A 21,945-nucleotide genomic window follows, 5' to 3' on the forward strand; every position below is an offset into this window, starting at 1 on the left:
GCCGACGGCACAGGGGCAGCCGACGGCACAGGGGCAGCCGACGGCACAGGGGCAGACGTCGGAGAGGCAGACGGCACCGGGGCAGACGCCGGAGGGGCAGGCGTGCCGCGGCCGGACGGCGCTGTGAAGGCGCGGGTCGGCGCCAGCACCGCCGTCGTCGTGTCGGTGCCGCCCGTCGGCCCCCTGTCGGCCTCACGCAGCGCGCCGGGCACGTCGCTCATTGCCGGACGGTCCGTGGGCTGCGGCGCCATCAGGGCGGCGAGGACGGGCGCCAACGACCCGGCACGCCGGGCCGGCCGCGGCGGCTGGGAGGCCACGCGGTGCAGGGTCGCCATCGGGTTGTTGTCGGCGCCGAACGGCGACTCGCCCTCGACCGCGAAGTACAGGGTCGCGCCCAGGGAGTACACGTCGCTGGCGAAGTCGGACGCCTCGCCGCGGGCGACCTCAGGCGCGAGGTACGCCGGGGTACCGCTGACCATGCCGGTGGAGGTGAGGGTCACGTCGTCGAAGGCGTGCGAGATGCCGAAGTCGGTGATCTTCGCCGAGCCGTCGTCCCCGACGAGGATGTTCCCGGGCTTCACGTCGCGGTGCACGATCCCCACCCGGTGCGCCGCGGACAGCGCGGCGGAGATCTCGCTGCCCATCCGCGCGGCGTCCGCGGGTGCCAACGGCCCCTGCTCCCGCACGACGTCCTGCAGACTCCGCGACGCGACGTACTCCATGATCAGGCAGGGGCCCTCGACCGCGTCGACGACGTCGAACATCTGCACCGCGTGCGGATGGTGCAGACGGGCCGTCAGGCGCGCCTCACGCATCGCGCGCTGGACGACGAGGTCGCGGTCGCTGGGCGACAGGCCCTGCTGCACGTGCAGGCTCTTCACGGCGACGGCTCGACGCAGCAGCTCGTCGCGGCCGAGCCAGACCGTCCCCATGCCGCCGGACGCGAGACGACGCTCGAGCCGGTAGCGCCCGTCGACGAGGTCACCGGCCTCCGGCACGAATCCCCCTCGCGTGTCGAGCTCGCAGGTGTCGTCCTTCGAACTTCACGCGACGGTACCCATCGTGACGGCCGACAGAACCGGCGGGCGCCGAACCGTAGGCTGGGCCACCGTGCCCGGTCTGCGCAGCGTCACCGCCACGCGCTACGTCACGCCGTTGCGCGAGGGCGGCTCGTTGCCGGGGCTCATGGAGGCCGACGACCTGGGCACGTACGTGGTCAAGTTCACCGGCGCCGGGCAGGGCCGCAAGGCGTTGATCGCCGAGATCATCGGCACGTCACTGGCCCGCGCCCTGGGCCTGCCGGTGGCGGATCTGGTCACGGTCGACGTCGACCCCGCGCTTGCGGCCAACGAGCCCGACGAGGAGGTCCAGGACCTGCTGCGGGCCTCCCCGGGTCGCAACCTCGGTGTCGACTACCTGCCCGGCGCCCTCGATCTCGACCCCTCGGCCTTCGCTCTCGGGACGGAGTTCGCCGGCCGGGTGCTGTGGTTCGACGCGCTGATCGGCAACGTCGACCGCTCCTGGCGCAACCCGAACATGCTGTTCTGGCACGGTGCGCCGTATCTGATCGACCACGGCGCGTCGCTGACCTTCCACCACAGCTGGTCCGGTTTCGACCCTGCGCGGGTGGCCGCCCGGCCCTACGACGCCCGGGAGCACGCGCTGCTCGCCGCGGCGCCGGACCTCGACGCGGCCGACCACGACCTGGCACCGCGCGTCACGGGGCCGGTCCTGGACGCCGTGCTCGGCGACGTCCCGGACGAGTGGCTCATCGACGAGCCCGGCTTCGCCGACCCGGCCGCCCTGCGCGCGGCCTACCGCGACGCGATCCTGCGGCGGCTCTGGTCTCGAACGGCCTGGTTGCCACCGCTGCGCGCCACCGTCGACGACGCCCGCGGGAGCGCGACATGAAGGTGCCGTTCGAGTACGCCGTGCTCCGCGTCGTGCCCCGCGTCGAGCGCGGCGAGTCGGTCAACGCGGGGGTGGTCGTCTACTGCCGCGACCGCGGTTATCTCGGTGCCCGTGTGGCGCTCGACGTCGACCGGGTCCGCGCCCTCGACCCGGGTGTCGACGTGGCGGCGGTCGGGGCGGTCCTGCACGCCGCGACCCTCACCTGCGACGGCACCGGCGGCCCCGCGACCGGGGACGACATCGGCCGCCGCTTCCGCTGGCTGACCGCGCCGCGGAGCACGGTCGTCCAGCCCGGCCCGGTGCACACCGGCCTCACCGACGATCCGGCCGCGGAACTCGACCGCCTGCTGCAGGTGCTCGTCGCGCCCGTCGCCGGTTGAGTTCCAGCGCCGAACGCGATCATTCGGTCTAGACTTCCGGCCACACGAGAGGCGGTACCGGGATGAGCGCAGTCAAGGGTCGTGTCGTGGACAAGACGTACGAGCCGGCGCGGACAGCGCCCGGCAAGGACCTGCCGGGCCGGGCCGAGGACGAGTTCCAGCTGCTCGTCCAGCCGCGCCACGGTGAGCCGGTGTGGGTGTCGGTGAACGAGGACCGGTTCAACGCCGTGCAGGTGGGCGCGAGGTTCACCAGCAACGCACGCCGCAAGTGGGCCTACTTCCGCGGGCTGCACGACTCACCGGCCATGTCCGACCCCGCCGCCAACACGGGCCAGGGGTGGACCGGAGCGGCCAACAGGTAGGTCGACCGGCTCAGGGTGTGGCCTCGCCGAGGCGGCCCCCCTGGGAGGCGACCAGGCGGTCGGCCACCGTGGCGGCGTCCGCCGCGGCCACGTCGTCGGGGTAATCGGGCAGCAGGTCGTCCCAGACCACCAGCCAGGACCCGAGCAGTTGCGCCTGCCGGGCGGGGCGCGCGAAGAACCAGACGTGCAGATGCGCTCCGCCGTCGCCGATCCGGTAGACGTGCGCCCGTGCGACGCCGGGCAGAGCCTCCACGTGACGACTCACGTGCGTGGTCAGGACACCGAGCTCGGCGGCCAGGTCGTCGGGCAGATCGGCCAGGTCGTGGTGGTCCCGGGGGTGCAGCATGAGCACCAACGGCACGCCGGCCCCGGCCGCCCGGGTCAACCGCCACCGGTCGTTGAGCCAGATACCCGTGTCCCGGTTGCGACACGACCGACAGTCGGACGGGTCCTCCCCCTCCCTGGGCGTCTCGCTCGACAGCGGCGGCCGAAGCGGCGCGACCCGTAACCCGCCAGGTTCGAACGGGCTGATGTCCCAGTCGGTCATCCGCGCGAGCGACAGCCGCCCCTCGGGGTCGGCGGCGGCCATCGTCCGCCGGTGGAACTCGTCCGGGTCCAGAGCCATCGAGGTCAGGCTCCGCGGCGCAACGCAGCTGCGATGAGCCGGTCGACCAGCTCCGGGTAGGCGACGCCCGAGGCTGCCCACATCCGCGGGTACATCGACACCGGCGTGAAGCCGGGAATGGTGTTGATCTCGTTCACCACGACTGTGTCGTCGGGCGTGACGAAGAAGTCGACGCGGGCCAGGCCGGCACAGTCCAGCGCGTCGAAGGCCTGGCACGCCGTCCGCTGGATCTCGGCGATGACCTCCGGCGGCAGGTCGGGCGGCAGGTCGAACTCGCAGGCGTCGTCGAGGTACTTGGCCTCGAAGTCGTACCAGTCGTGGCCGCTGACGACCCGCACCTCGGCCGGGACGCTGGCCTCGGGCCGCCCGTCGGCGTCCTCGAGCACACCGCACTCGACCTCACGGCCGACGACGGCGGCCTCGACCATCACCTTGGTGTCGTGCCGGAACGCCTCGTCGACCGCGTCCTGCAGCTGCGACCAGTCGGTGACCTTGGTGATGCCGAGGCTCGATCCGGCCCGCGCCGGCTTGACGAACAGCGGCAGGCCCAGGTGCTGCAGCTCGACGTTCGACCACGGTCGCCCGGCCCGGAGCACCGCGAAGCGCCCGACCTCGAGCCCGGCGTCACGCAGCAACCGTTTGCTGAACTCCTTGTCCATGGCGGCCGCGCTCGCGAACACACCGGGCCCGACGTACGGGACGCCGGCGAGCTCCAGGAGCCCCTGCACCGTGCCGTCCTCGCCGAAGCGGCCGTGCAGGACGGGGAACACCACGTCGACGCCGGCGAGGGCGTCGACGGCGGCACCGGGCTCGAGCGGGACGAGCCCGCCGGCCGTGGGGTCGGCGCTGAGCACCACCGCGGTGCCCTTGCCGACCTCGGGCAGCGTGCGGCCCTCGATGCGCAGCGCGTCCGGGCTGGCGTCGGTGAGCACCCAGGTCCCGGACGGCGTGATGCCGATGGGCACGACCTCGTACCGCTCGGGGTCGAGAGCGGCGAGGACGCTGCCCGCGGAGACGACGGAGATGCCGTGCTCGCTGCTGCGCCCGCCGTAGACGACGGCGACCCTGATGCGTGCCACGGCTGCCGACCCTACCGGCGAGCTCAGCTCTCGGACTTCATCGAGCGCGCCATCAGCAGCTCGACCATCTGGATCGGCGACATCGCGCCGAAGCAGACGGCCTCGACGGCCGCGGTGATGGGCGTGTCGACCTCGTGGTGGCGGGCGAGTTCGAGCAGCGACCGGCAGGACTTCACACCCTCGGCGACCTGCCCGTGGGTGGCTTCCTGCGCCTGCTCCACGGACTCCCCCCGGCCGAGACGCTCGCCGAACGTGCGGTTGCGCGAGAGCGGCGAGTTGCACGTGGCGACGAGATCGCCGAGGCCGGCCAGCCCGGCGAAGGTGAGCGGGTCGGCACCGAGGCGCTCCCCGAGGCGGGCCGTCTCGGCCAGACCGCGGGTGATGATCGACGCCAGCGAGTTGTCGCCGAACCCGAGCCCCTGCCCGATGCCGCAGGCCAGCGCGATGACGTTCTTCACCGCGCCGCCGAGCTCGCACCCGACGACGTCGGTGTTCGAGTAGGGCCGGAAGTAGGCCGTGCTGCACGCCTGCTGCACCGCGACGGCGCGCGCCTCGTCGGTGCAGGCCACGACGGTCGCGGTGGGCTGGCGCAGCGCGATCTCGCGGGCCAGGTTCGGTCCGCTGACCACGACGATGCGCTCGGTCGGGGCGCCGGAGACCTCGGCGATGACCTCGCTCATCCGCCGGGTCGTCCCGAGCTCGACCCCCTTCATCAGGCTGACGAGGCTGGCCTCGCCGGGCAGGTAGGGCGCCCAGACCGCCAGGTTCTCGCGCAGGCTCTGCGACGGGATCGCGAAGGCGACCAGGTCGGCGTCGTGCACCGCCGCCTCGGCGTCGTGGGTGGCGACCACGCCCTCGGGCAGCTCGACCCCGGGCAGGTAGTCCTCGTTGCGGTGGGTGTCGTTGATGCGCGCGGCGAGGTCCTCGCGGCGGGCCCACAGGGTGACGTCGTTGCCGGCGTCGACCAGCACCTTTGCGAACGTGGTCCCCCACGAACCGGCACCCAGCACGGCGGTCCTGACGGCCACTAGGCGGCGTCCGACGAGGTCTCGCCCGCTCGGCGCCAGACGAACAGGCCGCCGGTGGGCTCGGGCAATCCGCGCAGCTCGGCGACGTCGTGGCGCAGGCGACGCAGGATGACGTCGGTGATCTGCTTGAGGACGCGGGGCGTGGGGTCCACCCCGCGGAACGCCGACAGGTCGATCGGGTCGCCGATGGACAGCACGTGCCGGGGGCGCGGGATCAGCTTGACCTTCTTGGCGTACAGGTCGACCTGCTCCTGGACCCCCCACTGCGCGACGGGGATGACGGGGACGTCGGGCACAAGCGTGGCCAGGCGCGCGGCGCCGGTCTTGCCGGCCATCGGCCACCCGTCGGGGTCGCGGGTGACGGTGCCCTCCGGGTGCAGCACGATGATCTCGCCCCGGTCCAGGGCCGCCACGGCGGCGGCGAGGGACTGGCGCGCGTCGGTCGTCCCGCGCTTCACCGGGATGTGGCCCATGATGCGCATGCCCCACCCGACGACCGGGACCGCGAAGATGGACTCCTTGGCGAGGAAACGCGGTACCCGTGCAGCGTCGAGCACCAGTTTGGCCACCAGGAACGGGTCGACGTGCGACACGTGGTTCACGACGAGGATGGCCGGGCCCTCCTGGGGCATCCGTTCGAGGTGGCGGTAGCGCGTACGGAACAGCAGGCTGGCCGGGGCGTACAGGACGAACCAGGTCAGGCGCCAGCCGAAGCCCATCTTCTCGCCGTGCCCTGGCCTGCGTAGCTTGGCAAGCCTCGCCACCTCGTTGTCCTCCACCCCATCGCCGACGACACGATTCCGTTTCCGTCCGGCCCACCCGGCCGCAGACGCGTAGCAGTCTGCCGTACCCCGGGCTGCCCGTCATGGCCGGGCGAGCCGTGTCGCTCCCTAGACTCGAACGGTGCCGTGGACCGTTCTCATCCCCGTGCGGTCACTGCCGGGTGCGAAATCGCGTCTTGCCGCGCCGTCCGGGGACGTGTCGGCGCACGCCCGGCTCGTCGAGGCGATCCGTGCCGACACCGTATCGGCCGCCCGTGCCGCGCAGGGCGTCGCCCGCGTCGTCCTCGTCGTCGACGGCCCGGGCGTGGCCGTCCCGGCCGGCACCGAGGTCGTGGTGCAACGTCGCCCCGGCCTGAACGAGGCGCTGGCCGACGCCGCGCTGGAGGCCGGCTGGCGCTGGCCCGCCGACGGCGTGGCCGCCCTGCTCGGCGACCTCCCGGCGCTGCGTCCCGTCGAGCTCGCCGACGCGTTGGGTCTCGCGTCCGGCGTCGACCGCGCCTACGTGCCGGACGCCGAGGGCACCGGCACGACGCTGCTGACCGCGGGCCCCCAGCGACACCTCGCCCCCCGGTTCGGGGCCGGCTCGGCCGCGCGGCACGCCACTGATGCCGCCGCAGTCGACGCCGGTCCCGGGCTGCGCCGCGACGTGGACACCGTCGCGGACCTGCGTGCGGCCGCCCGGCTCGGGCTCGGCCCGGAGACGTCGCGGGAGTTCACGGCGGCCCGCGGCGACTCCGCGTTCATCTCGGACCGGCATAGTGAGGGCATGAACGGAGCACACCGAGAATGAGCGACGCCTGCGGAGCGAACCCGAGGCATTGCGTCTCTGCATCGTCGAACGGAGTGAGGCGATGAGCGTGGAGCCCAGCACGATCTCGAGCCGGGGGTCGGCCTCCATCGACCCGACCGACGCCGTTCCGGAGGGCGACCTCGAGTCCCCCGAGGTACTGCACGTCGACGACCTGCCCGACGACCGCTTCAGCAACCGCGAGATGTCGTGGCTGGCGTTCAACGAGCGCGTCCTGACCCTCGCCGAGGACGAGTCGCAGCCGCTGCTCGAGCGGGCCAAGTTCCTGGCCATCTTCGCCAGCAACCTCGACGAGTTCTACATGGTGCGCATCGCCGGCCTGAAGCGCCGGGCCAGCACCGGCCTGCAGGTGACGAGTGCCGACGGCCTGTCGCCCCGCAAGATCCTGGGACGGCTGTCCGAGCGCATCAGCAACCTCGTCGACCGGCACGCCCGCTGCTTCAAGGACGTCGTCAACCCCGAGCTCGAGGACCAGGGCATCCACATCCGCCGATGGGACGCGCTCGACGCGCACGAGCACGCCCAGCTGGCCGAGTACTTCGAGTCCAAGGTGTTCCCGGTCCTCACGCCGCTCGCCGTCGACCCGTCGCACCCTTTCCCCTACATCTCCGGGCTGTCGCTGAACCTGGCCGTTCTCGTCCGCGATCCCGACGAGCAGGTGCAGCGCTTCGCGCGCGTCAAGGTCCCGAACAACGTCCCGCGCTTCGTGGTCGTGTCCGAGAGCCCGACCGAGTCGGAGTTCCTGCCCATCGAGGACCTCATCGCGGCCCACCTGTCGATGCTGTTCCCCGGGATGGAGGTCGTCGAGCACCACGTCTTCCGGGTCACCCGCAACGCCGACTTCGAGGTCGAGGAGGACCGCGACGAGGACCTGCTGCAGGCCCTCGAACGCGAGCTGTCGCGGCGCCGCTTCGGGCCGGCCGTGCGTCTCGAGGTCACCGACGACATCGACCCGGACATCGTGACGCTGCTCGCCAGCGAGATCGAGGTCGCGGACGACGCGATCATGCGCGTGCCCGGCCTGCTGGACCTCAGCTCGCTGCACCAGGTCTACGACGTCGACCGCCCGTCGCTCAAGGAGCGGCCCTTCGTCCCCACGACCAACCCCCGCTTCGCCGAGGGCGAGACCCCGAAGTCGGTGTTCGCGACGCTGCGCGACGGCGACGTGCTGGTGCACCACCCGTACGAATCGTTCGCGACGAGTACGCAGCGCTTCATCGAGCAGGCCGCGGCCGACCCCAACGTGCTCGCGATCAAGCAGACGCTCTACCGGACCTCCGGCGACTCCCCCATCGTCGACGCCCTCATCGACGCGGCGGAGGCGGGCAAGCAGGTCGTCGCCCTCGTCGAGATCAAGGCCCGCTTCGACGAGCAGGCCAACATCAAGTGGGCACGAGCGCTGGAGCGGGCGGGCTGCCACGTCGTGTACGGCTTCGTCGGTCTCAAGACGCACTGCAAGACCGCGCTCGTCGTGCGCCAGGAGGGCAACCTGATCCGCCGGTACGCCCACGTCGGCACCGGCAACTACAACCCGAAGACCGCGCGCATGTACGAGGACCTCGGGCTGTTCACCGCCGACCCGTCGATCTGCGCCGACCTCACCGACCTGTTCAACGTCCTCACCGGGTACTCGCGTCAGACCGAGTACCGGTCGCTGCTCGTGGCCCCGCAAGGCATCCGCGCCGGGCTCATCGAGCGCATCGAGCGCGAGATCGAGCTGGCCCGGGCCGGCCGGCCCGCCCTGATCCGGTTCAAGACCAACCACCTCGTCGACGAGGAGACGATCGACGCCCTCTACCGCGCGTCGATGGCCGGCGTGCAGGTCGATCTGCTCGTCCGCACGTTCTGCACGATCAAGGCCGGCGTACCCGGGCTGTCGGACAACATCCGCACCCGCTCGATCCTGGGCCGCTTCCTCGAGCACTCGCGCGTCTACTACTTCGGCGGCGACGGCGATCCCGAGTACTGGATCGGTTCGGCGGACCTGATGCACCGCAACCTGGACCGGCGCGTCGAGGTGCTGTGTCAGGTCACCGATCGCGCCTCCCGCGGCCACCTGCAGGACTGCCTGGACCTGGCCTTCGACGAGAACATCTCGGCCTGGGACCTGCAGCCCGACGGCGAGTGGGTTCGTTCCAACGGTGAACACCGCGACCTCCAGGAGCTGCTGATCAAGCGGCTGGCCACCCGCAGGGAGTAGACAGCGATGGCCGACAAGCGAGCCGCCGTCCGCGCCGCCGGAGGCGTGGTCTGGCGGGTGGACGACTCGACGGTGCAGGTGGCCCTCGTGCACCGTCCTCGTTACGGCGACTGGTCGTTGCCCAAGGGCAAGCTCGAACCCGGCGAGTCCGAGCTCACCGCGGCGGTGCGTGAGGTCGGTGAGGAACTGGGGTCACGCGTCGCGGTGTCGCGGCGGCTGCGTGCGATCTCCTACAAGGTCGACGGCGCACGCAAGAACGTCGCGTACTGGACCATGCGGCACCTCGACGGTCACTTCGTCGCCTCGGAGGAGGTGGACGAGGTCGCGTGGCTGACGGTCGACCAGGCCCGCCGTCGCTGCACCTATCCGGCCGACCGCAAGGTGCTCGAGGACTTCATGGCGCTGCCTCTGCCCGACTCGGTGGTGGTGCTCGTCCGGCACGCGAAGGCGGGCAAGCGCTCGGAATGGTCGGGGCCGGACGAGCAGCGGCCGCTCGAGGCCGACGGGCGGCGGCAGGCGCAGGCCCTGTCGGGTTTCCTGAAGCACTTCGCACCCGACCGGGTGCTGTCGGCCAACCCGGTGCGGTGCGTGCAGACCGTCGGGCCGTTCGCCACCGACCTCGGCCTCAGCGTGATCGTCGACCGGACCTTCGCAGACGCCGACTACGAGCGGGACCCCGCCGCGGCCGAGGCGGCGCTCGTCGCTGTCGCCGCACCACGTCGGGTCAGCGTCGTCAGCAGTCAGGGCACGACGATCCCTGGACTGGTCTCGCGCGTGGCCCCGGGGGTCGGGTCGGCCGACACGAAGAAGGCCGCGTGCTGGGTGCTGTCGTTCGTCGACGGGGCCGTGACAGCAGCGGACTACTACCCGCCGCCTCCGCGCTGACGGTCCCGGACGCCGACAGGGCGCCGACCCGGAACGGATCGGCGCCCTGTCGGACGAGCGGTGCAGGCCTACCGGCGGGTGGACTTCTTCGCCGGTGACTTGCGCGCGGTCGCCTTCTTGGCGGCCGTCTTCTTCGCGGCCTTCTTGGCCGGCGACTTCCTCGCGGCCGTCTTCTTCGCAACCGTCTTGCTCGCGGTCTTCTTCGCAGTCTTCTTCGCGGCCTTCTTGGCGGGCGCGGTTGCCTTGCGCGCCGCCTTCTTGGCCGGCGCCGCCGCCTTCTTGGCTGCCTTCTTCGCCGCCTTCTTGGCCGGGCCGGTCGCCTTCTTCGCGGCCTTCTTCGCCGCGCCCCGCGACGGGACGCCCGAGGACGACGCGAGGCTGGAGCCGGCGACCGTCTTCGTGGCCGGCCCGGACCGCGCACTGCCCAACGCCTTGGCGGCGCCACGCTTCTGCGCCTTCTTGGCGGCCTTCGCCGGCGCCGAGTTGGTGACGGCGGCCAGCGCCCGGCCCGGTGCCTCGCGGACGGCCTCGACGGCGTCGGACACCGCGCTCTGCGCGAGCTCCTGCGCGTCCTGCACCGCTGCGGCGGCGCGGGCGCGCGTGCCGCGTGCGGAGTCGGCCAGGCCGGCCACTGCAGCCTGCGTGCGGGCGGCTCGCTGCTCGAGCACCTCGCGGGCGCCACCGGCCACGGACTTGAACTCCGCACCCGGACGGAACGCGGGAACGCGTGAGGCGGGCACGCTCACCGACGCACCGGTCGCGGGGTTGCGCGCGGTGCGCGCGGCGCGGTCACGGCGTTCGAAGACGCCGAAGCCGGTGATGGCCACTCGCTCGCCGCGAGCGATGGCGGCGTACACGCTGTCGATCACTGCATCGAGCGCCGCTGCGGCGCGCTTCCTGTCTCCGTCGAGACGCTCGGCGAGCTGATCGACGAACTGGGCCTTGTTGGGCACGTGTCCTCCCGGGACCTGGTCATGACCTTGCTGGTCTTTTCCCGGGTCACGCTAGGCGCTCGAAGGGTCGACAACAACGCAAACACCCGATGTTGCAGGACTTTTCTCGTTCGCTGCTGGATCAGGACGCGGTGGGCAACCAGGGCTTGCGGGTCGATTCGTAGCGCGCGATCTCGTCGGTGTGCGTCATCGTCAGCCCGATGTCGTCGAGGCCTTCGAGCAACCGCCAACGCGCGTAGTCGTCGAGGTCGAAGTCGTGCACCTCGCCGGACCACCGCACCTGGCGTTCGATCAGGTCGACGGTGACCCGGGTACCGGGGTCGTCCTCGATGTCGTCCCACAACCGCTGCACGATCTTCTCCGGCAAGGTGATCGTCAGCAGTCCGGCCTTGAGCGAGTTGCCACGGAAGATGTCGGCGAAGCGGGGCGAGATGACGACGCGGAAGCCGTAGTCCCACAGCGCCCAGACCGCGTGCTCGCGCGAGCTGCCGGTGCCGAAGTCGGGCCCGGCGACCAGTACCGTCGCGCCGTCGAAGCGCGACTGGTTCAGCACGAAGTCGGGTTCGTTGGCCCGCCAGGCGTTGAACAGCCCGTCCTCGAAACCGGTGCGCGTGACGCGCTTGAGGTAGACGGCGGGGATGATCTGGTCGGTGTCGACGTTGGTGCGTCGCAGCGGTACGGCCGTGCCGACGTGAACGCTGAATCGATCCATCGAGAATCCTTTCGGGGTCCCCGCGGCGTTGTCCGAGCGCCGTTTGCGAGGAGAAGGGCGTGGGGTCAGAGGTCGGCCGGGCTGGCGAGATGTCCGGTGAGTGCGGTGGCGGCGGCTACGAGCGGCGACACGAGATGCGTCCGCCCACCCTTGCCCTGCCGCCCCTCGAAGTTGCGGTTGGACGTGCTCGCGCTGCGCTCGCCCGGCTGGAGCTGGTCGGGGTTCATACCCAGGCACATCGAGCAACCGGCCTGGCGCCATTCCGCGCCGGCGGAGGTGAAGATCGCGTCCAGGCCCTCCTGCTCGGCCTGCTTGCGCACGCGCACCGAGCCCGGGACGACGAGCAGGCGTACGCCGTCGGCGACCTTCCTGCCGTCGAGCACCGCCGCGGCCGCGCGCAGGTCCTCGATGCGTCCGTTGGTGCACGAGCCGACGAAGACGGTGTCGACGGCGATGTCGCGCAGCGCGGTGCCCGCGGTGAGACCCATGTAGGCCAATGCCTTCTCGGCGGCGGCGCGGTCGCCCTCGTCCTCGAGCTCCTGCGGGTCCGGGACGGTCGACGCGAGTGGCGCACCCTGCCCGGGGTTGGTGCCCCAGGTGACGAACGGCGTCAGCTCGGCGGCGTCGACAACGATCTCGGCGTCGAACTCGGCGTCGTCGTCGGTGCGCAGGCTCGTCCAGTACTCGACGGCGGCGTCCCACTCGGCGCCCTTCGGCGCGTGGTCGCGGCCCTGCACATAGTCGAACGTCGTCCGGTCCGGCGCGATCATGCCGGCGCGCGCGCCCCACTCGATGCTCATGTTGCAGACCGTCATCCGGCCCTCCATGGACATCTGCTCGAAGACCGACCCGCGGTACTCGACCATGTAACCCTGGCCACCGCCCGTCCCCGTCCGTGCGATGACGGCCAGGATGACGTCCTTCGGCGTGACCCCGGGGGGCAGCTCGCCGTCGACGGTCACGGCCATCGTCTTGGGCCGGTCCATGGGCAGCGTCTGCGTGGCCAGCACGTGCTCGACCTGGCTGGTGCCGATGCCGAAGGCCAGCGCGCCGAACGCGCCGTGCGTGCTGGTGTGGCTGTCGCCGCAGACGATCGTCATGCCGGGCTGGGTGATGCCGAGCTGCGGACCGATGACGTGCACGATGCCCTGCTCGTCGTCGCCCATGGGGTAGATCGTGATGCCGAACTCGGCGCAGTTGCGCCGCAGCGTGTCGAGCTGCGTGCGGCTGACCTCGTCCTTGATCGACTCGGTGCCGATCAGCGGCAGCACGTAATCGGTGGGCGTGTTGTGGTCCTCGGTGGCCAGCGTGAGGTCCGGCCGGTGGACGGGCCGGTCCTCGAGGCGCAGGCCGTCGAAGGCCTGCGGGCTCGTCACCTCGTGGATGAGGTGCATGTCGATGAACAGCAGGTCGGGTTCGCCCTGGGCCGAGCGAACGACGTGACTGTCCCAGAGCTTCTCCGCGAGCGTCTTGCCCATGGCGCTGTCCCTTCGTTGCCGTCGATCCGTTCACGATCGTTGTGTCTCACACTGCGAGACGTTAGTATCGCTGTATGGGACAGCCTAGCAGCGCCGACGACGACGGCAAGGGCGCCCGCAGCGGCATCGGCGTCGTCGACAAGTCCGTGGCCATCCTGGCGTCCGTGGCGCTCGCGCCGCGCGCCCTGGCCGACCTCGTCGCGACCACCGAGCTGCCCCGCGCCACGGCCCACCGACTGGCGGTCGCTCTCGAGGCGCACCGGCTGCTCGCGCGCGACAGCGAGGGACGGTTCGTGCTCGGTCCGCGGGTCGGAGAGCTGGCGGCGGCGCTGCCCGACCCGGTGATCGTGGCCGCCGGCCCGGTGCTGGCCTGGCTGCGCGACGAGTGCGGCGAGAGCGCGCAGTTGTACCGGCGCGACGGTGCCGAGCGGGTGTGCGTGGCGGCCGCGGAACGCGCGCACGGGCTGCGGACCACGGTGCCGGTCGGTACCCGGTTGCCGCTCTCGGCCGGCTCCGGCGCGCAGGTGCTGTGCGCGTGGTCGGACCCCGCGTCCCTCGCCGGCATCGACGCCTTCCCCGAGCGGACGCTGAACGAGGTCCGGCGCCGGGGTTGGGCTCAGTCGATCGGGCAGCGGGAGGCGGGCGTCGCGTCGGTGTCGGCGCCGGTGCTCTCGCCCGAGGGCGACCTGCTCGCGGCGATCTCGATCTCGGGCCCGGTCGAGCGGTTGGGCCGCTCCCCCGGCGCCCGCTTCGCGCCGGTACTCACCCGGGGCGCGCACCGCATCACGTCCACCCTGACCCCCTGACCACGGGCCGCGACTCCCGGGGAGAGATGTGTGCCGCCTGGGGCGACAGGTCTCCCGGCTCGCGGTCCGGCGGCTACCAGTTGGTGGCGACGTAGGTGGTCTCGAGGTACTCCTCGATGCCTTCGAAGCCACCCTCGCGCCCGAGACCGGACTGCTTGACGCCGCCGAACGGTGCGGCCGGGTCCGACACGAGACCGCGGTTCAGGCCGACCATGCCGACTTGCAGCTGCTCGCACACGCGCAGCCCGCGCGCCAGGTCTCGGGTGTAGACGTAACCGGTCAGCCCCATCTCGGAGGAGTTCGCGACGGCCAGCGCGTCGTCGTCGTCGCGCACGGTGATGATCGGCGCCACCGGCCCGAACACCTCTTCGACGGCGACCGCAGAGTCACGCGGCACGTCGGTGAGCACCGTCGCCGGATAGAAGAACCCCGGCCGGTCGTCGGACACCCCGCCCAGCACGGCCTTCGCGCCCGCCGCCACCGAACGCGCCACCTTGTCGGCGATGCCGTCGCGCTGCTTGGCGTTCACCATCGGCCCCAGGTTGGTGTCCTCGGACGTACCCGGCCCCACCGTCAGCTCGGCCATCTTCGCGGCCAGCTTGGCGCCGAACTCGTCGGCCACCGACTCGGCGACCAGGAAGCGGTTCGCCGCGGTGCACGCCTGCCCGCCGTTGCGCATCTTGGCGAGCATCGCGCCCTCGACGGCGGCGTCGAGATCGGCGTCGTCGAGCACCAGGAACGGGTCGTTGCCGCCGAGCTCCATGGACGAGTCGACGACGCGCTCCGCGGCCTGCTTGAGCAGCAGCGAGCCGACCCCGGTGGAACCGGTGAACGACAGCTTGCGCACCCGGTCGTCGGCAAGGGCCTGCGCCACGAGGTCGCCGGGCTTCTCGGCGGTGACGACGTTGACCACGCCCGCGGGTGCGCCGGCCTCGGTGAGGATCTGGCCGAGCACCAGCGCGGTGAGCGGGGTGTCCTCGGCCGGCTTGAGCACGACCGAGCACCCGGCCGCCAGCGCGGGCCCGAGCTTGCGGGTGGCCATGGCCGCCGGGAAGTTCCACGGCGTCAGCAGCAGGGCGACGCCGAACGGCTTCTTGAACGTCAGGATGTGGTTGGCCCCGGTGGGCGACATGCGCAGCTCACCGCCGACGCGCACCGCCTCCTCGGAGTACCACCGGAAGAACTCGGCGGCGTAGGTGACCTCGCCGCGCGAGTCGGTGAGCGACTTGCCCATCTCGAGCGACATGAGGAACGCGAGGTCCTCGGCACGCTCGATCATCAGCTGCCACGCCTTGCGCAGCACCTCACCACGCTCGCGGGGCGGTCGTGCCGCCCAGTCCGGCTGCGCGTCGGCGGCGGCCGTGATCGCGGCCGCCATGTCGTCGGGCCCGGCGTTGGCGACCGCGGCGACGAGCTCGCCGGTCGACGGGTCCAGGACGTCGAACGTCCCGTCGGACCCGTCACGCCACTCGCCGCCGATGAAGAGCTGGGTCGGTGTCTTGTCGGGAAGCGCAGTCATGGGACCAGCTTGCCACTCGGCGCGAAGGCCCGAACGTGGCGAGCGAGGCACCTCCGCAACACGTCGGGGAACAGTTGCGATCCAGTGCACAGTCGTACACTCTGTTGGTCATGAGATCGGACGAGATCCAGGAGACGGGCGCCCTCGCCGGTCACACCCTGGGCGACGTGACGACCACCATCCGCGACACCCACAACGCCGTGGCCGGGCGCATCTTCGGCCTGCTCGGCAGCGTCGGCGTGCCCGCCAAGGTGGTGCACGACGGCATCTCCGCGGTCGCCTACACCTCCACCCGGCTGGGCCTGACCTACGGGCCGCACGCCGCCGGGCTGCTCGCCGGCGCCCTGGGCCGCGAGTCCGGCGAGTCGGTGCACGACGGGCCGCGGGGGCGCCTCGTGCTCGGCGCCGTCAACGGCGTGCTGGGCGACCAGATCGCCGTCGACCACCCCGCCCTGGCGACCGAGCTGCGGATGCGTCACCACGTCGGCCCGCTGCGCCGCCTGCCGACCAATCTCGCCCACGACGCCGACGACCGCACGACCGGTCGCATCGTCGTGTTCCTGCACGGCCTGTGCGAGACCGACCTGTGCTGGTCCTACTCGGCCGAGAAGCGCTGGGGCGACCGCACCGTGACCTACGGCTCGAAGCTGCGCGACGACGACGGCTGGACCCCGCTGTACGCGAACTTCAACACCGGGCTGCGCATCTCCGCCAACGGACGGGAGCTGGCCGACCAGCTCGAGTCCCTGGTCGAGGCATGGCCGGTGCCGGTCACCGAGATCGCGCTCGTCGGGCACTCGCTCGGCGGCCTGCTCGCCCGCAGCGCCGCACACCAGGGCCACGACGACGGCCAGCGGTGGACGCAGCTGCTGCGCCACGTCGTCGGTCTCGGCACACCGCACCTGGGCGCGCCGCTGGAGCGTGCCGTCAACTGGGGCATGCACCGCCTGGCCCGCCACCCCGAGACCCGCCCCGTCGCCGAACTGATCAACCAGCGCAGCGTCGGCATCAAGGACCTGCGGCACGGCGCGGTCGTCGAGGCCGACTGGATGGAGTGGGACCCGGACGACCCGCTCGACCACATCACCGAGACCCCGCTCATCCCCGGGGTCGCGTACTCGATGGCGTCGGCCACGCTCTCGCGCGAGGCCGAGGGCCCGTTCGCCTTCGACCTGCTCGTGCAGCACGCGAGCGCGCACGGCATCGGCAAGATCCGCTCGATCCCCTTCGACTCCGCGCGTACGCACCACATCGGCGGCAAGCACCACTTCGACCTGCTCGCCGACGCCACCGTCTACGACGCGCTGCGTGGGTGGCTGGCCGGTGCCGACGGGGCCGGGCGCAGCTCGGAGGACACCGGTGCGACCCGCCGGACCAACCGGCGCACCGGGCGCACCGGACGGCGGCGGCGCACCGCCTGACCGACGCCGGTGTTTCCCCGGCGCGGGACGCGGGACAGAATCGCAGGACTACGACCCTGCGACGCGAGGAGTCCGCCGGCATGAGCCGAAATCCCTACGATGACCTGCCCGAGGTGCCGACCTTCGAGGTCACCAGCACCGACATCACCGACGGCGGCGCCCTGTCGACCCCGCAGGTGTCGGGGGTCATGGGCGCCGGCGGTCAGGACGTGTCCCCGCAGCTGTCGTGGTCCGGTGCCCCCGAGGGCACGCAGAGCTACGCCGTGACGGTCTACGACCCCGACGCCCCCACCGCGAGCGGCTTCTGGCACTGGGCCGCGTTCAACATCCCCGCCGACGTCACGGAGCTCGCGTCGAACGCGAGCAAGGACGGTCTGCCGGACGGCGCGGTGCAGCTGAACAACGACGCGCGCATGCCCGGCTACGTCGGCGCCGCGCCCCCGGCCGGGCACGGGCCGCACCACTACTACGTCGTCGTGCACGCCGTGGACGTGCCCGGCCTCGAGATCCCCGAGGAGGCGACGCCGGCCTTCCTCGGCTTCAACCTGTTCAGCCACACCCTCGGTCGCGCCACGCTGGTCGGCACCTATGAGGTCTCCGCATGAGCCAGACGGTGCGCGGTGTCATCGCCCGCGCGAAGGGCCAGCCCGTCGAGGTCGTCAGCATCGTGGTCCCGGACCCCGGTCCGGGCGAGGCCGTCGTCCGCATCCAGGCCTGCGGCGTCTGCCACACCGACCTGCACTACCGGGAGGGCGGTATCAACGACGACTTCCCGTTCCTGCTCGGACACGAGGCGGCCGGCGTCGTCGAGTCCGTCGGCCCGGACGTCACCGACGTCGCACCGGGCGACTTCGTCGTCCTGAACTGGCGGGCCGTGTGCGGCGAGTGCCGGGCCTGCAAGCGCGGTGAGCCGCAGTACTGCTTCAACACCCACAACGCCACGCAGAAGATGACGCTCGAGGACGGCACCGAGCTGTCCCCCGCGCTCGGCATCGGCGCGTTCGCCGACAAGACGCTGGTCGCAGCCGGCCAGTGCACCAAGGTCGACCCTGCAGCGGCGCCCGAGGCCGCCGGACTGCTCGGCTGCGGCGTCATGGCCGGGATCGGCGCGGCGATCAACACCGGGGCGATCAAGCGCGGGCAGAGCATCGCGGTCATCGGCTGCGGCGGGGTCGGGGCGGCGGCGATCGCCGGGGCCCGACTCGTCGGCGCGCGGACGATCATCGCGATCGACATCGACGACCGGAAGCTCGCCACCGCGAAGGAGTTCGGCGCGACGCACACGATCAACTCGAAGGGTCTGGACCTCGACGCGTTCGTGCAGGCGGTGCAGGACCTCACCGACGGGTTCGGCGCCGATGTCGTGGTCGAGGCCATCGGCCGACCCGAGACCTACAAGCAGGCGTTCTACGCGCGCGATCTGGCCGGCACCGTCGTGCTCGTCGGCGTGCCCAATCCGGAGATGACGCTCGAGCTGCCGCTCATCGACGTCTTCGGTCGTGGCGGCGCCCTGAAGTCGTCCTGGTACGGCGATTGCCTGCCCAGCCGCGACTTCCCGATGCTGGTGGACCTGTACCAGCAGGGCCGGTTCCCGCTGGACAAGTTCGTCACCGAACGGATCGGGATCGACGACATCGAGGCCGCGTTCGACAAGATGCACGCCGGCGACGTGCTCCGCTCGGTCGTGATGCTCTGATGAGCGACGCTCGTGTGGAGCACACGACGACGAGCGGCACGTTCAGCCTCGACGGCGGCACGTGGGAGGTGGAGAACAACGTGTGGGTGGTCGGCGACGACACCGACTGCGTGGTCATCGACGCACCCCACGACGTCGGACCCATCGCCGAGCTGATCGGCGAGCGCAACCTGCTCGCCGTGCTGTGCACGCACGCGCACGACGACCACGTGACGGTCGCGGGTGAGCTGGCCGACCGCTTCGACGCGCCCGTCCTGCTGCACCCCGACGACGAGCCGCTGTGGCGGATGACCTACCCGGACCGGCCCTTCGAGCCGCTGGCCGACGGCCAGACCTTCACCGTCGGCGGGACCGAGCTGCGGGTGCTGCACACGCCCGGGCACGCTCCCGGGGCCGTGTGCTTCCACGCGCCCGACCTCGCGTGCGTGTTCAGCGGCGACACGTTGTTCCAGGGCGGTCCGGGCGCCACCGGGCGCAGCTACTCGGACTTCGACACCATCGTGGCGTCGATCCGGTCGCGGCTGCTGACCCTGCCGGACGACACCGTCGTGCACACCGGGCACGGCGACGACACGACGATCGGCGCCGAGGCCGCGGGCGCCGGCGGGTGGACGAAGCCTGAGTGATGCAAGCCCGAGTGATGCAAGCCCGCAGGATTCAGGCCGGAGTGACTCAAACCCGAAGGACGCAGGCCCTAGTGACCGTCGGTCACGCCGGCACCCCGCCGGGATCGGTCTCGGGGTCGGTGTCCGGCTCGTAGGGCCGGCTCGGCGGCACGGCCGGCACCGGGTCCGGGCCGTCCGGGCCGGGCTCGTCCGGCGCCGGCTCCACGGGGGCGGGCGGCAGGACGACGGGTGCGTCCGGGTCGAGCTCGCCCGGGTCGTCGGGGACGGGCTCGGACGGGTCGAGCGGCGGCAAGTCGTCCGGGTCGGGCGTCGGCAGGACCATGGCCTCAGTGAACACCACGATCGCGGTCGCCGCGTAGCAGCAGGACCAGCGCGACCGCGGCCAGCACGGCGACCAACAGGGCGAACACGATCCCGGCGGTGACCAGCGAGGTGCCGCCGGCAAGGGCTCCCTCGCCGATGACCGGCAACGAGATGCCGACGTACAGCACGACGAAGAACGTCGATGTCACCTGCCCGCGCAGCTCGTCCGGCGCCGCCGACGTGACCGCACCGAGCCCGGCCCGAAAGCTGAGGCCCTGCCCGACGCCGGCGATCACCGCCCCGACGACGAGCAATGTCAGCGACGGCACCTTCAGCGCAGCGGCGATCACGACCATCCCGACGATGAGCCCGACGCAACCCACCGGCAGCGCGCGCTGCAGCCCGAGCCGGGTCGACAGCGTCTGGCCGGTCACCGAGGCACCGAACAGCACCAGCACGACGACGCCGACCAGCGCGGCGTTGTGCCGGTGCAGCACCGTGCCGAGGAACGCCGGTGACACGGCCGTGAACAGCCCCAGCACCGCGAACCCGGCGAACCCGGCCACCGCGGCGCGGGCGAACACGCCCCGCACCTCGTTCGGGACGTGCAGGCGCCGGGGGCCGAGCTCGCGCTCGCCCGTCGGCGACACCGGTTCGCGCAGGAGCACCACGGCCAGCACCCCTACGGCGACCAGCACCAGGTCGACGACGAAGCACAGCCGCAGCGGGTGCGGCGCGTACTGGGTCAGCACCCCGGCCAGCAGCGGGCCGCACCCCAGCCCGGCCATGTTGACCCCGGCCGCGACGAGCGACGCCCTGCCCCGGCTGCCCTCCGGCGCCAGGTCCACGACGGTGGCCGTCGCGGTGCCGGTGAAGATGCCGGCCGACAGTCCCGACAGGACGCGGCCCACGAACAACCAGCCGAGGGCGCCGGGCAGCAGGAACGCGACGGCGGACGCGGCCGAGAGCGCCAGGCCCGCCAGCAGCATCGGGCGCCGCCCGAGCTGGTCCGACCAGTGCCCGAAGGCCAGCAGGGAGGCGACGACGCCGGCGGCGTAGGCAGCGAAGACGACCGTCGTGACGAGCTCGCCGAACCCGAACTCCAGGGCGTACGCGGGGTAAAGCGGGGTCGGCAGCGTGGTGCCGACCATGGCGACGAAGAAGGCCACCGCCGCCAGCGTCACCGCGGGCCAGCCGGTGACCCCGCGACGGGTCGATCCGCTCCGACCGGCGGCGGTCACTCCCCGCCGGCGCCCGTCAGTTCCGACACCTGCTCTGCGCTGAGCGCGACGTCGATAGCACCCATGTTGTCCTCGAGGTGGGTGACCGAGGACGTGCCCGGGATCGGCAGGATCACCGGCGACCGCGCCAGCAGCCAGGCCAGTGCGACCTGCGACGCCGACGCACCGGTGGCCGAGGCGACGTCGTCGACCGGCCCGCCCGGACGGGCCAGTGACCCGGCCTGCACCGGCGCCCACGGGATGAACCCGATGCCTTCTCGCTCGCAGTGGTCGAGGACGTCCTCGGACTTGCGGTCGACGAGGTTGTAGCGGTTCTGGACGGTCGCGACGTCGGTGATGGCGCGTACCTGCTCGAGCTCGGCGACCGAGACCTCGGACAGCCCGATGGCCCCGATCTTGCCCTCGTCGCGCATGGTGACGAGCTCACCGATCTGGTCCTCGAGCGCGACCTTCTCGTCGATGCGGTGCAGCTGGAACAGCTCGATGCGCTCGAGGCCCAGCCGACGCAGGCTCATCTCGACCTCCTGCCGCAGGTACTCGGGTCGCGCCACCGGCAACCACTCGTTCGGCCCGGTACGGACGAGCCCGGCCTTCGTCGCGATCAGCACCTGCTCGGGGTACGGGTGCAGCGCCTCGCGGATGATCTCTTCGCTGACGTAGGGCCCGTAGGAGTCGGCGGTGTCGATCAGCTCGACCCCGAGCTCGACCGCGCGGCGGACGACGCGCACGCACTCGTCGCGGTCCGCGGGCGGGCCCCAGATGCCCTCACCGGTCAGACGCATGGCGCCGAAGCCGAGCCGGCGCACGGTGTGGCCGGCGATGTCGAAGGTGCCCGCCGTGTCAGAGGTGTTCGTTGTCGTTGTCACGTCCACGATGTACCCGGCAGCCGGACGGGATGCACACGGGACGCACGGGCGGCGATGGGTACGTTTCGCCCGGCGGCGTCGCCAGTACGACGACGTCCCGCCCGTCACGTCATCGTCGCCAAGGAGGCACCATGCCCACCCGTACCGCCCGTACCGCCTGGAACGGCACCCTCGAAGAGGGTTCCGGCCAGGTCGAACTGTCCAGCTCCAAGGTCGGCACCTACGAGGTGTCCTTCCCCAAGCGCGCCGCCGAGGACGCCGGTG

At 71.9% G+C, this 21,945-nt stretch carries 23 protein-coding genes and 1 pseudogene; 12 read left to right on the plus strand and 12 right to left on the minus strand.

Translation table 11 applies throughout. The features are described 5' to 3' along the window. The coding region (locus ACFFCA_RS13895; RefSeq protein ID WP_375485760.1) for a serine/threonine-protein kinase at positions 1–998 on the minus strand (998 nt) is incomplete at its 3' end. A 112-nt stretch (positions 999–1,110) separates the two neighbouring features. Between ACFFCA_RS13895 and ACFFCA_RS13900 the strand changes: the two genes are divergently transcribed. The 3 genes from ACFFCA_RS13900 to ACFFCA_RS13910 all read left to right on the plus strand — a co-directional run bounded on the left by ACFFCA_RS13900 (position 1,111) and on the right by ACFFCA_RS13910 (position 2,653). Beyond that, a complete protein-coding gene (locus ACFFCA_RS13900) occupies positions 1,111–1,911 on the plus strand; it encodes a HipA family kinase (RefSeq protein ID WP_375485762.1) in 801 nt (266 codons plus the stop codon). Continuing rightward, positions 1,908–2,291 carry a DUF3037 domain-containing protein gene (locus ACFFCA_RS13905; RefSeq protein ID WP_375485764.1) on the plus strand — a complete coding sequence of 128 codons (384 nt, stop codon included), beginning with the start codon at positions 1,908–1,910 and terminating at the stop codon, positions 2,289–2,291. Before ACFFCA_RS13900 ends, ACFFCA_RS13905 begins: the two co-directional genes overlap by 4 nt. Positions 2,292–2,353: 62 nt before the next feature. Further along, positions 2,354–2,653: a hypothetical protein gene (locus tag ACFFCA_RS13910; protein WP_375485766.1), complete on the plus strand. Its 300-nt coding sequence runs from the start codon at positions 2,354–2,356 to the stop codon at positions 2,651–2,653. Positions 2,654–2,663: 10 nt separating this feature from the next. Here the strand turns inward: ACFFCA_RS13910 and ACFFCA_RS13915 are convergent, their stop codons facing one another. Genes ACFFCA_RS13915 through ACFFCA_RS13930 form a run of 4 tightly spaced genes read right to left on the minus strand, consistent with a single transcriptional unit; the run spans position 2,664 to position 6,149 of the window. Beyond that, positions 2,664–3,278 (minus strand): hypothetical protein, encoded by a 615-nt coding sequence (locus tag ACFFCA_RS13915; RefSeq protein ID WP_375485768.1) that lies wholly within the window; start codon positions 3,276–3,278, stop codon positions 2,664–2,666. Positions 3,279–3,283: 5 nt separating this feature from the next. Continuing rightward, positions 3,284–4,357 (minus strand): D-alanine--D-alanine ligase family protein, encoded by a 1,074-nt coding sequence (locus tag ACFFCA_RS13920; RefSeq protein ID WP_375485770.1) that lies wholly within the window; start codon positions 4,355–4,357, stop codon positions 3,284–3,286. A gap of 23 nt (positions 4,358–4,380) precedes the next feature. Beyond that, positions 4,381–5,385 carry an NAD(P)H-dependent glycerol-3-phosphate dehydrogenase gene (locus tag ACFFCA_RS13925; RefSeq protein ID WP_375485772.1) on the minus strand — a complete coding sequence of 335 codons (1,005 nt, stop codon included), beginning with the start codon at positions 5,383–5,385 and terminating at the stop codon, positions 4,381–4,383. After that, a complete protein-coding gene (locus ACFFCA_RS13930; protein ID WP_375485774.1) occupies positions 5,385–6,149 on the minus strand; it encodes a lysophospholipid acyltransferase family protein in 765 nt (254 codons plus the stop codon). Before ACFFCA_RS13930 ends, ACFFCA_RS13925 begins: the two co-directional genes overlap by 1 nt. Before the next feature lie 139 nt (positions 6,150–6,288). On the opposite strand from ACFFCA_RS13930, the gene cofC reads away from it, so the two are divergent. From cofC to ACFFCA_RS13945, 3 genes are all read left to right on the plus strand, one after another. Continuing rightward, positions 6,289–6,957 carry a 2-phospho-L-lactate guanylyltransferase gene (cofC, locus tag ACFFCA_RS13935; protein WP_375485776.1) on the plus strand — a complete coding sequence of 223 codons (669 nt, stop codon included), beginning with the start codon at positions 6,289–6,291 and terminating at the stop codon, positions 6,955–6,957. Between the two features lie 61 nt (positions 6,958–7,018). Then, positions 7,019–9,175, plus strand: coding sequence for an RNA degradosome polyphosphate kinase (locus ACFFCA_RS13940; RefSeq protein ID WP_375485778.1), 2,157 nt, complete (start codon positions 7,019–7,021; stop codon positions 9,173–9,175). Between the two features lie 6 nt (positions 9,176–9,181). Beyond that, a complete protein-coding gene (locus ACFFCA_RS13945; protein WP_375485780.1) occupies positions 9,182–10,060 on the plus strand; it encodes an NUDIX domain-containing protein in 879 nt (292 codons plus the stop codon). Positions 10,061–10,128: 68 nt separating this feature from the next. On the opposite strand, the gene ACFFCA_RS13950 is transcribed toward ACFFCA_RS13945, so the two are convergent. From ACFFCA_RS13950 to leuC, 3 genes are all read right to left on the minus strand, one after another. Next, positions 10,129–11,013: an HU family DNA-binding protein gene (locus tag ACFFCA_RS13950; RefSeq protein WP_375485782.1), complete on the minus strand. Its 885-nt coding sequence runs from the start codon at positions 11,011–11,013 to the stop codon at positions 10,129–10,131. 121 nt (positions 11,014–11,134) lie between these two features. Next, a complete protein-coding gene (leuD, locus tag ACFFCA_RS13955; RefSeq protein WP_375485784.1) occupies positions 11,135–11,725 on the minus strand; it encodes a 3-isopropylmalate dehydratase small subunit in 591 nt (196 codons plus the stop codon). 65 nt (positions 11,726–11,790) lie between these two features. Continuing rightward, positions 11,791–13,203: a 3-isopropylmalate dehydratase large subunit gene (leuC, locus tag ACFFCA_RS13960; RefSeq protein WP_375485786.1), complete on the minus strand. Its 1,413-nt coding sequence runs from the start codon at positions 13,201–13,203 to the stop codon at positions 11,791–11,793. A 74-nt stretch (positions 13,204–13,277) separates the two neighbouring features. Between leuC and ACFFCA_RS13965 the strand changes: the two genes are divergently transcribed. Further along, positions 13,278–14,009: an IclR family transcriptional regulator gene (locus ACFFCA_RS13965; protein ID WP_375485788.1), complete on the plus strand. Its 732-nt coding sequence runs from the start codon at positions 13,278–13,280 to the stop codon at positions 14,007–14,009. A 73-nt stretch (positions 14,010–14,082) separates the two neighbouring features. Here ACFFCA_RS13965 and ACFFCA_RS13970 read toward each other — a convergent pair whose 3' ends face one another. After that, positions 14,083–15,528, minus strand: coding sequence for an NAD-dependent succinate-semialdehyde dehydrogenase (locus tag ACFFCA_RS13970; RefSeq protein ID WP_375485790.1), 1,446 nt, complete (start codon positions 15,526–15,528; stop codon positions 14,083–14,085). A 110-nt stretch (positions 15,529–15,638) separates the two neighbouring features. Here ACFFCA_RS13970 and ACFFCA_RS13975 point away from each other — a divergent pair, with 110 nt between their 5' ends. The 4 genes from ACFFCA_RS13975 to ACFFCA_RS13990 all read left to right on the plus strand — a co-directional run bounded on the left by ACFFCA_RS13975 (position 15,639) and on the right by ACFFCA_RS13990 (position 19,271). Then, a complete protein-coding gene (locus ACFFCA_RS13975; protein WP_375485792.1) occupies positions 15,639–16,949 on the plus strand; it encodes an esterase/lipase family protein in 1,311 nt (436 codons plus the stop codon). An 80-nt stretch (positions 16,950–17,029) separates the two neighbouring features. After that, the gene (locus tag ACFFCA_RS13980; RefSeq protein WP_375485794.1) at positions 17,030–17,554 is read left to right on the plus strand and encodes a YbhB/YbcL family Raf kinase inhibitor-like protein; all 525 of its coding nucleotides are present in this window, start codon (positions 17,030–17,032) and stop codon (positions 17,552–17,554) included. After that, positions 17,551–18,645 (plus strand): S-(hydroxymethyl)mycothiol dehydrogenase, encoded by a 1,095-nt coding sequence (locus ACFFCA_RS13985; RefSeq protein ID WP_375485796.1) that lies wholly within the window; start codon positions 17,551–17,553, stop codon positions 18,643–18,645. The genes ACFFCA_RS13980 and ACFFCA_RS13985 overlap by 4 nt, the downstream gene beginning before the upstream one ends. Further along, positions 18,645–19,271 carry an MBL fold metallo-hydrolase gene (locus ACFFCA_RS13990; protein WP_375485798.1) on the plus strand — a complete coding sequence of 209 codons (627 nt, stop codon included), beginning with the start codon at positions 18,645–18,647 and terminating at the stop codon, positions 19,269–19,271. Before ACFFCA_RS13985 ends, ACFFCA_RS13990 begins: the two co-directional genes overlap by 1 nt. Before the next feature lie 82 nt (positions 19,272–19,353). Here the strand turns inward: ACFFCA_RS13990 and ACFFCA_RS13995 are convergent, their stop codons facing one another. The 3 genes from ACFFCA_RS13995 to ACFFCA_RS14005 all read right to left on the minus strand — a co-directional run bounded on the left by ACFFCA_RS13995 (position 19,354) and on the right by ACFFCA_RS14005 (position 21,687). Further along, positions 19,354–19,593 (minus strand): hypothetical protein, encoded by a 240-nt coding sequence (locus tag ACFFCA_RS13995; RefSeq protein ID WP_375485800.1) that lies wholly within the window; start codon positions 19,591–19,593, stop codon positions 19,354–19,356. 4 nt (positions 19,594–19,597) lie between these two features. Then, entirely contained in the window at positions 19,598–20,743 is a 1,146-nt protein-coding gene (locus ACFFCA_RS14000; protein ID WP_375485802.1) for an MFS transporter, read from the minus strand. A gap of 68 nt (positions 20,744–20,811) precedes the next feature. Continuing rightward, complete coding sequence (locus ACFFCA_RS14005) at positions 20,812–21,687, minus strand: aldo/keto reductase (RefSeq protein WP_375485804.1); 876 nt, start codon at positions 21,685–21,687, stop codon at positions 20,812–20,814. A 125-nt stretch (positions 21,688–21,812) separates the two neighbouring features. On the opposite strand from ACFFCA_RS14005, the pseudogene ACFFCA_RS14010 reads away from it, so the two are divergent. Continuing rightward, positions 21,813–21,945: pseudogene (locus tag ACFFCA_RS14010) on the plus strand (peroxiredoxin); the annotation flags it as partial.

The organism is uncultured Jatrophihabitans sp., from assembly GCF_964252635.1.
Lineage (GTDB): Bacteria > Actinomycetota > Actinomycetes > Mycobacteriales > Jatrophihabitantaceae > Jatrophihabitans.

Coding starts and splice junctions, on each gene's coding strand:
- ACFFCA_RS13995 (WP_375485800.1), bottom strand. CDS start 19,593: ATGGTCCTGCCGACGCCCGACCCGGACGACTTGCCGCCGCTCGACCCG.
- ACFFCA_RS13945 (WP_375485780.1), top strand. CDS start 9,182: ATGGCCGACAAGCGAGCCGCCGTCCGCGCCGCCGGAGGCGTGGTCTGG.
- ACFFCA_RS13990 (WP_375485798.1), top strand. CDS start 18,645: ATGAGCGACGCTCGTGTGGAGCACACGACGACGAGCGGCACGTTCAGC.
- ACFFCA_RS13910 (WP_375485766.1), top strand. CDS start 2,354: ATGAGCGCAGTCAAGGGTCGTGTCGTGGACAAGACGTACGAGCCGGCG.
- leuD (WP_375485784.1), bottom strand. CDS start 11,725: ATGGATCGATTCAGCGTTCACGTCGGCACGGCCGTACCGCTGCGACGC.
- ACFFCA_RS13905 (WP_375485764.1), top strand. CDS start 1,908: ATGAAGGTGCCGTTCGAGTACGCCGTGCTCCGCGTCGTGCCCCGCGTC.
- ACFFCA_RS13915 (WP_375485768.1), bottom strand. CDS start 3,278: ATGGCTCTGGACCCGGACGAGTTCCACCGGCGGACGATGGCCGCCGCC.
- ACFFCA_RS13985 (WP_375485796.1), top strand. CDS start 17,551: ATGAGCCAGACGGTGCGCGGTGTCATCGCCCGCGCGAAGGGCCAGCCC.
- ACFFCA_RS13970 (WP_375485790.1), bottom strand. CDS start 15,528: ATGACTGCGCTTCCCGACAAGACACCGACCCAGCTCTTCATCGGCGGC.
- ACFFCA_RS13965 (WP_375485788.1), top strand. CDS start 13,278: ATGGGACAGCCTAGCAGCGCCGACGACGACGGCAAGGGCGCCCGCAGC.
- ACFFCA_RS13980 (WP_375485794.1), top strand. CDS start 17,030: ATGAGCCGAAATCCCTACGATGACCTGCCCGAGGTGCCGACCTTCGAG.
- ACFFCA_RS13975 (WP_375485792.1), top strand. CDS start 15,639: ATGAGATCGGACGAGATCCAGGAGACGGGCGCCCTCGCCGGTCACACC.
- leuC (WP_375485786.1), bottom strand. CDS start 13,203: ATGGGCAAGACGCTCGCGGAGAAGCTCTGGGACAGTCACGTCGTTCGC.
- ACFFCA_RS13940 (WP_375485778.1), top strand. CDS start 7,019: ATGAGCGTGGAGCCCAGCACGATCTCGAGCCGGGGGTCGGCCTCCATC.